The 6,635-nt window shown below is 35.9% G+C and carries 6 protein-coding genes; 2 read left to right on the forward strand and 4 right to left on the reverse strand.

Annotation, left to right across the window (positions count from 1 at the left end; genetic code table 11):
* Nucleotides 1-668 precede the first annotated feature (668 nt).
* Nucleotides 669-1,520 carry a DUF6775 family putative metallopeptidase gene (locus DYY65_RS10190; RefSeq protein ID WP_162477855.1) on the reverse strand — a complete coding sequence of 284 codons (852 nt, stop codon included), beginning with the start codon at nucleotides 1,518-1,520 and terminating at the stop codon, nucleotides 669-671.
* Between the two features lie 289 nt (nucleotides 1,521-1,809).
* On the opposite strand from DYY65_RS10190, the gene DYY65_RS10195 reads away from it, so the two are divergent.
* Nucleotides 1,810-1,986: a hypothetical protein gene (locus DYY65_RS10195; protein WP_236561788.1), complete on the forward strand. Its 177-nt coding sequence runs from the start codon at nucleotides 1,810-1,812 to the stop codon at nucleotides 1,984-1,986.
* A gap of 569 nt (nucleotides 1,987-2,555) precedes the next feature.
* Here DYY65_RS10195 and DYY65_RS10200 read toward each other — a convergent pair.
* Entirely contained in the window at nucleotides 2,556-3,029 is a 474-nt protein-coding gene (locus DYY65_RS10200) for a hypothetical protein (protein ID WP_162477857.1), read from the reverse strand.
* 421 nt (nucleotides 3,030-3,450) lie between these two features.
* On the reverse strand, nucleotides 3,451-4,323 hold the full coding sequence (gene trpA / locus DYY65_RS10205) for a tryptophan synthase subunit alpha (protein WP_162477858.1): 873 nt from the start codon (nucleotides 4,321-4,323) through the stop codon (nucleotides 3,451-3,453).
* Nucleotides 4,324-4,706: 383 nt separating this feature from the next.
* Here trpA and DYY65_RS10210 point away from each other — a divergent pair, with 383 nt between their 5' ends.
* Complete coding sequence (locus DYY65_RS10210; protein ID WP_162477859.1) at nucleotides 4,707-4,985, forward strand: hypothetical protein; 279 nt, start codon at nucleotides 4,707-4,709, stop codon at nucleotides 4,983-4,985.
* Between the two features lie 520 nt (nucleotides 4,986-5,505).
* On the opposite strand, the gene DYY65_RS10215 is transcribed toward DYY65_RS10210, so the two are convergent.
* Entirely contained in the window at nucleotides 5,506-6,303 is a 798-nt protein-coding gene (locus DYY65_RS10215) for an SIMPL domain-containing protein (RefSeq protein WP_162477860.1), read from the reverse strand.
* Nucleotides 6,304-6,635 lie beyond the last annotated feature (332 nt).

Genomic DNA, 6,635 nt, shown 5'->3' on the forward strand with positions numbered 1-6,635 from the left:
ATGGTGCATCTAAAGTTATCGCAACCAAGATTACCTCTCCGGAATCTAAAATTGTGTTTCTCTTGTTCTATAATTTCAATGATTTTAGCGAATTTGTTCCTGGGCCTGATTAAAGAGATCTGAGTCATTAGTATCTGATATAGGAATATAGGCTTTATAATTTTATGTGAAGTTAGATGCAGATAGAATTGTCCACTAACCAACCAGCCAACCAACTACTCTTTGAGTTAATAATTGTAATTTGGATCTTCTTTTCATGTAACTAAAAATACTCGCTGTTCGTTATAGAAAATTTATAGCTCTTGCAATCGGTACATAATTATGCATCTTAATATGCAAAGTCAGTCTATTTATTAACATAATCACACACGGTAAGTTGTTACCTGTTTGATTTGTACATGTCATCAAATCTGAACGCATCTGTATAATTATCATTATGACTGCAGCCGGTTCTCCGTAACAAGTCACTTACCTCGGCTATGAATATAAGCATAAGGTGGAATTACGATTCAAGCTAATGGAATTCCCAATAAAGATCCAATGAATAGCCGTAAATGGATTAGCAGAAAATCTCTAATGATCGCACAGGCCCTCGAACTTGTTATTGATCCAAATATTTGCAATTCTAGCAAACTAAAACATTCTAATCATACTCAATAGATGCAGTATTAAATTGCTGCAACAAACCATTTATCACACAAGTTTCCAGTCTTTAATTGCGAGTATATTAGTTCTTCTTGCCAATGTGCATTATAAAGTCTGCAACCGATATCAGTACAAAAAGGATCCCCTTCTGTTACAAAGAAAAATAATATTTGAAGGACATAACCAGTCACTATGAAGTTTATTCGATTGTCCCCATATTTAAGATACTTATTCATAGCAAGCCTTTCCTCATTAGAAGATTCACGTTCATTGTCTACGTGTAAATCACACGCAGCTAGCTCCATGCGTTTTATGTACCATTCTTTGGGTCTCGCAGGGGCTTCAATTACACCAGTAGTGGAAATAATTGAAGGTACGCCACTTACAATTGTTCTTGCATGATAGCGCCAGTCTTCGTCACTAAAAGTACATACCAGTCTATCTTCAAATATTATATGTACATGATCAGTATTCGTTTCATTTTCGTTGATCATCGTCCTAAGTAATCGTTGCATCATAAATCCGTCATAAAGTATCAATTCCTTATAATATGCATCTTCGAAAGTGCCAATATGAGGATAAGTATTACTAGAAGCTGGAGTCCAAGGAAATCTTATTTCATAGACTAGATCCTCAAGACGTGGTCTGTGGCATGCTTCTTTTTCTAATTGTCTACTAAAAGGTTTCATAATATTAGATATTCTAATCGAAACTAATGCTTCTGCAATTATCTCATTGATATTAGATAAAACTGGACGTCTCAGATCTATAATGATGCTCGGAAAATACTTTTGTACTTCTGGCACTACTATGTTGACTAGATCCAACGTGTTTGTCTGATTACCATATAAATGAACGTACTTAAATTTTAACATCTTTTATCTCATGTTATTGGATTTGGTTTCTATATATACGGTAAGTTTTACATATGAAGACATGTCTGAATGTAGCAAGCATCATAGCCAGTCATTCATTGATATATCTTGTTCATGATCTCTTCAATTTGGAAGCTAAAATATTTCAAGAAATAAAGATTGATATTTGTTTTATATGCATTCCTGAATAAAAATGTCATCATTACAACGATATAGGGATACGTGATTATTCATATATCTGACAGTGGAGTTATTCCATACATTACTTAAAACCGGTAGGTTTGAAGAGGTGGTACGAACAACAATACTTGAAACAACCAGTTCTTTGTGGGATAATGCAAATGAGATAATGGATATTGTCAGAGATCTAAAAGAAATAGGAGTTATCATTAAAGCTGTAAATACCGTTTGTGCCAGCTCTTCAAGTGTTGTAGAAACAGCAGACACAACCCTAATTACAAAATAGATAGCTAAGAATATTTCAATAGGGACAAACGAAGCTAGTGAGATAACTTAGATTGAAAGATCTCTAATAACTAATTAATTCAAATCATATTAATTCAAATTCAATATTTATTGTCCTCGAAAATTTTATCTCCAGTCCACCTTTGGATCCGACACACAGTTTATAACTTTCATCATTTGTAAGGGGAATTAGTGAAATATTACTATTTGAGCAGATAGGGCAAAAATTGAAGGTTGTTGTATTTTGCATCGTTTCGAAGATAGTTGCGCTCCAAAAACACGATTCACAAAGTGTAAAATGGCAATCTGCATATAATTCGCTTCCACTAGATTCTCAATACGATAATCCATTGACTGCTAAGTGCAATCTCTATCTTAAATCAATTGCCAAATGAAAGCCAATAGAACACATGATCCTATGTGGCAACTTTAGAGTTAACTGAACTCAACCATACTAAAGCAAGCTACATATACCAACGACCGAGAGATTCCTAATACAGTTGGTAGAATTAATCAACTATGCGTTTAACAATGGTATATACATTGCTTCAAGCTTGAATATCGATGTTTCTATACAATACTGAACTTCTTTCTATTCTCACAATAGTTCGAAATAGTACCTGCTAGCCTCCAACTAAACTTTACCATATATGGAGTCAGAAATGTTGTAATTATCGTGATTGTCCCAATCATGGGCAATAGGAATGAACTTGTAGAACCACCAATATCGGCGGTGCCCTTGGCAACTACCAATGCAAAATCACCCCCTGAAGATGATAGACAAAAAGCAGATCTAAGGGAAGTCACTATGCTAATCTTTTGGGCCCGAGAGGTAATTTGGCTGATATTGAAATGACAATCAAAATTAGAACTGGGGGCCTTGAACATTGGAAGGACGCTGAAATCCATTAAAGCGCCTACTGACACGAAGAATATTGCAGCAAACATGTCCTTTAATGGTGTAGCTAAAAGCCTAGTTACAGAATGAACCTTAGATTCAGCTACCAAAACACCCGCGAAAAATGCATCTGTTGCAACCGGCACCCCGATCTGATTAGCAATAAATGATAGACAAATGCTATACCCATAACGGCAACTATTAGCAAATCGTGCTGGTTTGTCCTCCCGACGTAATTAATGAATCTAAGAATTGTCTTGGAGCCGATTATTAATAAACCCCTATGAAAGCCAATACGGTCCCAACAGATACTATTAAGTTAGGGAACAATGATACTTGCCCTGTCGACCCAACCGAATGCAAGATTGCCAACATAGAAATGATAATAATGTCTTCGATTATTGCGACTCCTAAATTATTGTAGATGCCTCAGTCTTTATCACATCTAATTCTTCTAAAACACGCATTACAATTACTGTGCTTGTAATTGAAATCGCGAGAGCCAAGAATAGTAATATTTCGATTAATGCATTAGGAACGAGACTCGTATTCACGATTTTTAATGAATCATAAATTCTTTGATTGACACGCTGTCTTCATACCCTCTACGAACGATTTTATTTTGAGACCAAGCGTTGGACTTTTTAAATTTGACTTGATAATGTCTAAGATAGCACTAGCTATTATTACTCCATCTGCACCTGCATTAATCATGTACCTGACGTGTTCAGGTTTGCTAATCCCAAACCCTACAACAACGGGAATTTTCGACCCAGACAAGCGTTTAACCCTTCTTATTGAATGGGCAGTTAAGTTTTGAAATGATTTTTGCGCGCCTGTGACACCAAAGACAGTAATCAGATATAAAAAACCACTAGATTTAGAAATAATGGACTTTAGCCTTATTTTTTTGGTATTAGGAGAGGCAAGAAATACTGTAGCAAGGCCTGCCTCAGATGCTACTTTTATGTACAAATGTGCCTCATCTATATTCATATCTGGGAGTATGAAACCATCTACTCCACTTTCCTTGGATCTTTGAACAAATCTTTTTACTCCACCTTCTCTTATAACAATATTAGAATATGTCATTAATATGATAGGCAGGTCAGGATACTTTTTACGTAATCTTGCTACTAATGCAAGACACTTTGTTGGGTTGACTTTGTTCTTCAACGCATCATTATATGCCCCTTGAATAGTTGGGCCATCAGCTATAGGATCAGAGAAGGGGATGCCTATTTCAATAATATCTGCACCCGCTTTTACAAGAACATCAACAAGCACTTCGCTCATCCGAATGTTTGGATATCCTGCTACTAAATAACATATAAGGGCGCAGGCATTTTTCTTCGATAATATGCGGAATTTTGCGTCTATTCGTTTGGTAGATAATTCAGTTATCCCAGCCATCCCCTTTTCCTTTTCATCCGTATTCATCACCTACCTATTTAAGTGCCACAGAAATTAATTCAATCACATAAAGAAATTCAACTTTATGGGTAGCTACAATATAAGATAATGAAATTTTACGAAAGTCAAAAATAGTTGATTCGTATGTACGATTCTATTCTATCTAAAAATGCATCCGTACATATTTTAGCCTTTAAAAACCATGTATATTTTGCTCGAGCTAGAGAAAATAATGTATTAAAAGATACGAACTGGCTCATGTTTCTGTTTGCAACAGGTTTGACTCGTTTGCAGTTTTTTACACGATCAAAAGTAATTAGCCGAAAAAATAGCCGAATTATTAAAACAGCTCAAAGATCATTGATGCACTGATTCATTATATTGTATTTATTTTATCGTTATCTGAAAAAGTGATAAATTATGATAGAATAAACAACAAGGAAAAACTGCTTAAAGCAACAGGTGATGAAGATGTATCATTTGATTCTAGTCAACTGTCTCAAGCCCTCCTAGACTTTAATTCAATTCCGGTCCCCTTGGTGACATATATGGCCGATAGTACCATAGTCATTAATGCTAGCAAAGCGCCTAATGACAAGCTTACGAATATGGAAATAATGATTATAGCCATCATAGCACCTATGAATGCCGCAACTGTCTTCATTTTCTATTCTTTACAATTGTTTTAAGGATTGAATGCAAATGTATGTGCAAGTTGTTGCCTTTAGTATGCGACGACCAAAATATCAATTATGTTAAGTCGTAATCCAAGGTATAAGCTCACAATGCGGCGAACTGCTACAGAACATAAATATAGTATTTTTAGATCAGGCCTACATAAAAAGTCGATGGGTCATCACCGGCACTAGGAATTCAGTCGTTCCTTGACGGTGTGAGGAGAAGGAGCAGTGCTACTGCTAGGCTGTCTGAGTATCGGTTGCGATGTTTGAAACAACTTATTAACCTATCAAAGTACAAAAATATGGCACGCCGACTGTCCTTGTGTAGTAAGACTCTATCTAACCATCACATTCGTATACTTCTAAACCTAAATCCTGACTATCATCCTCATTCATGTCATATGCAGCGGACTTCATTTCTTCGTATTCTGATTCATCAGTCAATTAAACGTAAATAGTGTCAGTCATTTAATTGACGCATTGACCAAACTTTGAGCCTAGGTATGAGTATGCTTTACAATGACCTTTATTATTTCATCAACCAGGTAGTCATTAGGCTCATAGATACTCTTTGTTCTCCAGATATGATTGGAGTTGTATTAGTGCCAGCAGGTGCTGCCAACGAACTTTTGAAGAATGGTTGGGGATTGGTGACAGCGTTTTCAAAGTCATTAATATACAATGACTTTATTCCTACCATTTTCATACCCAAAAGTGATGCTGTTATGTATGCCGAATTCTTAGCGTTATTAATTGCTTGTTTGATTAGGGTATTCTTAATTCCGTCTAGCTTCTTTCCCGAAAGTTCAAATACTACGCCATCCACACTCGTAGCTCCAGAGGAAATTGCGTTGTCAATCCATCTGGCAGTGCTGTTAATATTTGAGCTCCTGATTAGGATAGAGTTTGTTGCTGAGAATCCAGTTACCATGTTTCTGCCTTGCGAATAATTATAGTTTGGAGATATACTAAAAGCACTTGTACTAGTTTCATTCTGTCTCACGCCATTAGAATATAATCCGCTTAGGATCTTTGTCATTAAATCTGAATTTCTATTCAAAGCTTCGCCAGCAGTTTTGTTAGTTGTCTCTACGCCAAAGGCAAGGGAAACTCTATCAGGTTTTATATCAGCTACTACGGTAGTTGGTACAGAAAGAACAGTGTTATTGGTGTTGTTGTCCCGACTTTGAGCCAAAGGAGTAGTAGGCACTTGTGAAGCCTTGTACTGCTCTGCGTAGATATGTTCAATAGAGCTATTGCAAAGGTTAGACAAATAGACGGTAGACGATATGCCAACTACTAGGATCAAAGGTACAAAAATGTTCATAAACAAGTTTCCTATCATCAAATTCACGAGGGGGTAGCAATGAATATATTTACATTTCTATTTATCTTATCTTTTACAAGTTAGTAATATTTATGAAGCAATAAACCGAGGAAGGCGAGCTTTAGGGTAATCTGTAAATAAAATCTCTTTGTACACTGGTTAACATAAGTTCCCCACTTTATTCGGTCGTATTTCCCTGTGTTAAAGTTGACCGGATCAATACGTAACTATGCTAGCTATACCTGCTAACATAATTACATAGACAGTCAAGTAATATTGTTCATTATTCTTTTAGCTTGGTAACTCTCCAATTGTAATATGAGCATATTTAG

The organism is Nitrososphaera sp. AFS, from assembly GCF_009898475.1.
Classification (GTDB): domain Archaea; phylum Thermoproteota; class Nitrososphaeria; order Nitrososphaerales; family Nitrososphaeraceae; genus Nitrosopolaris.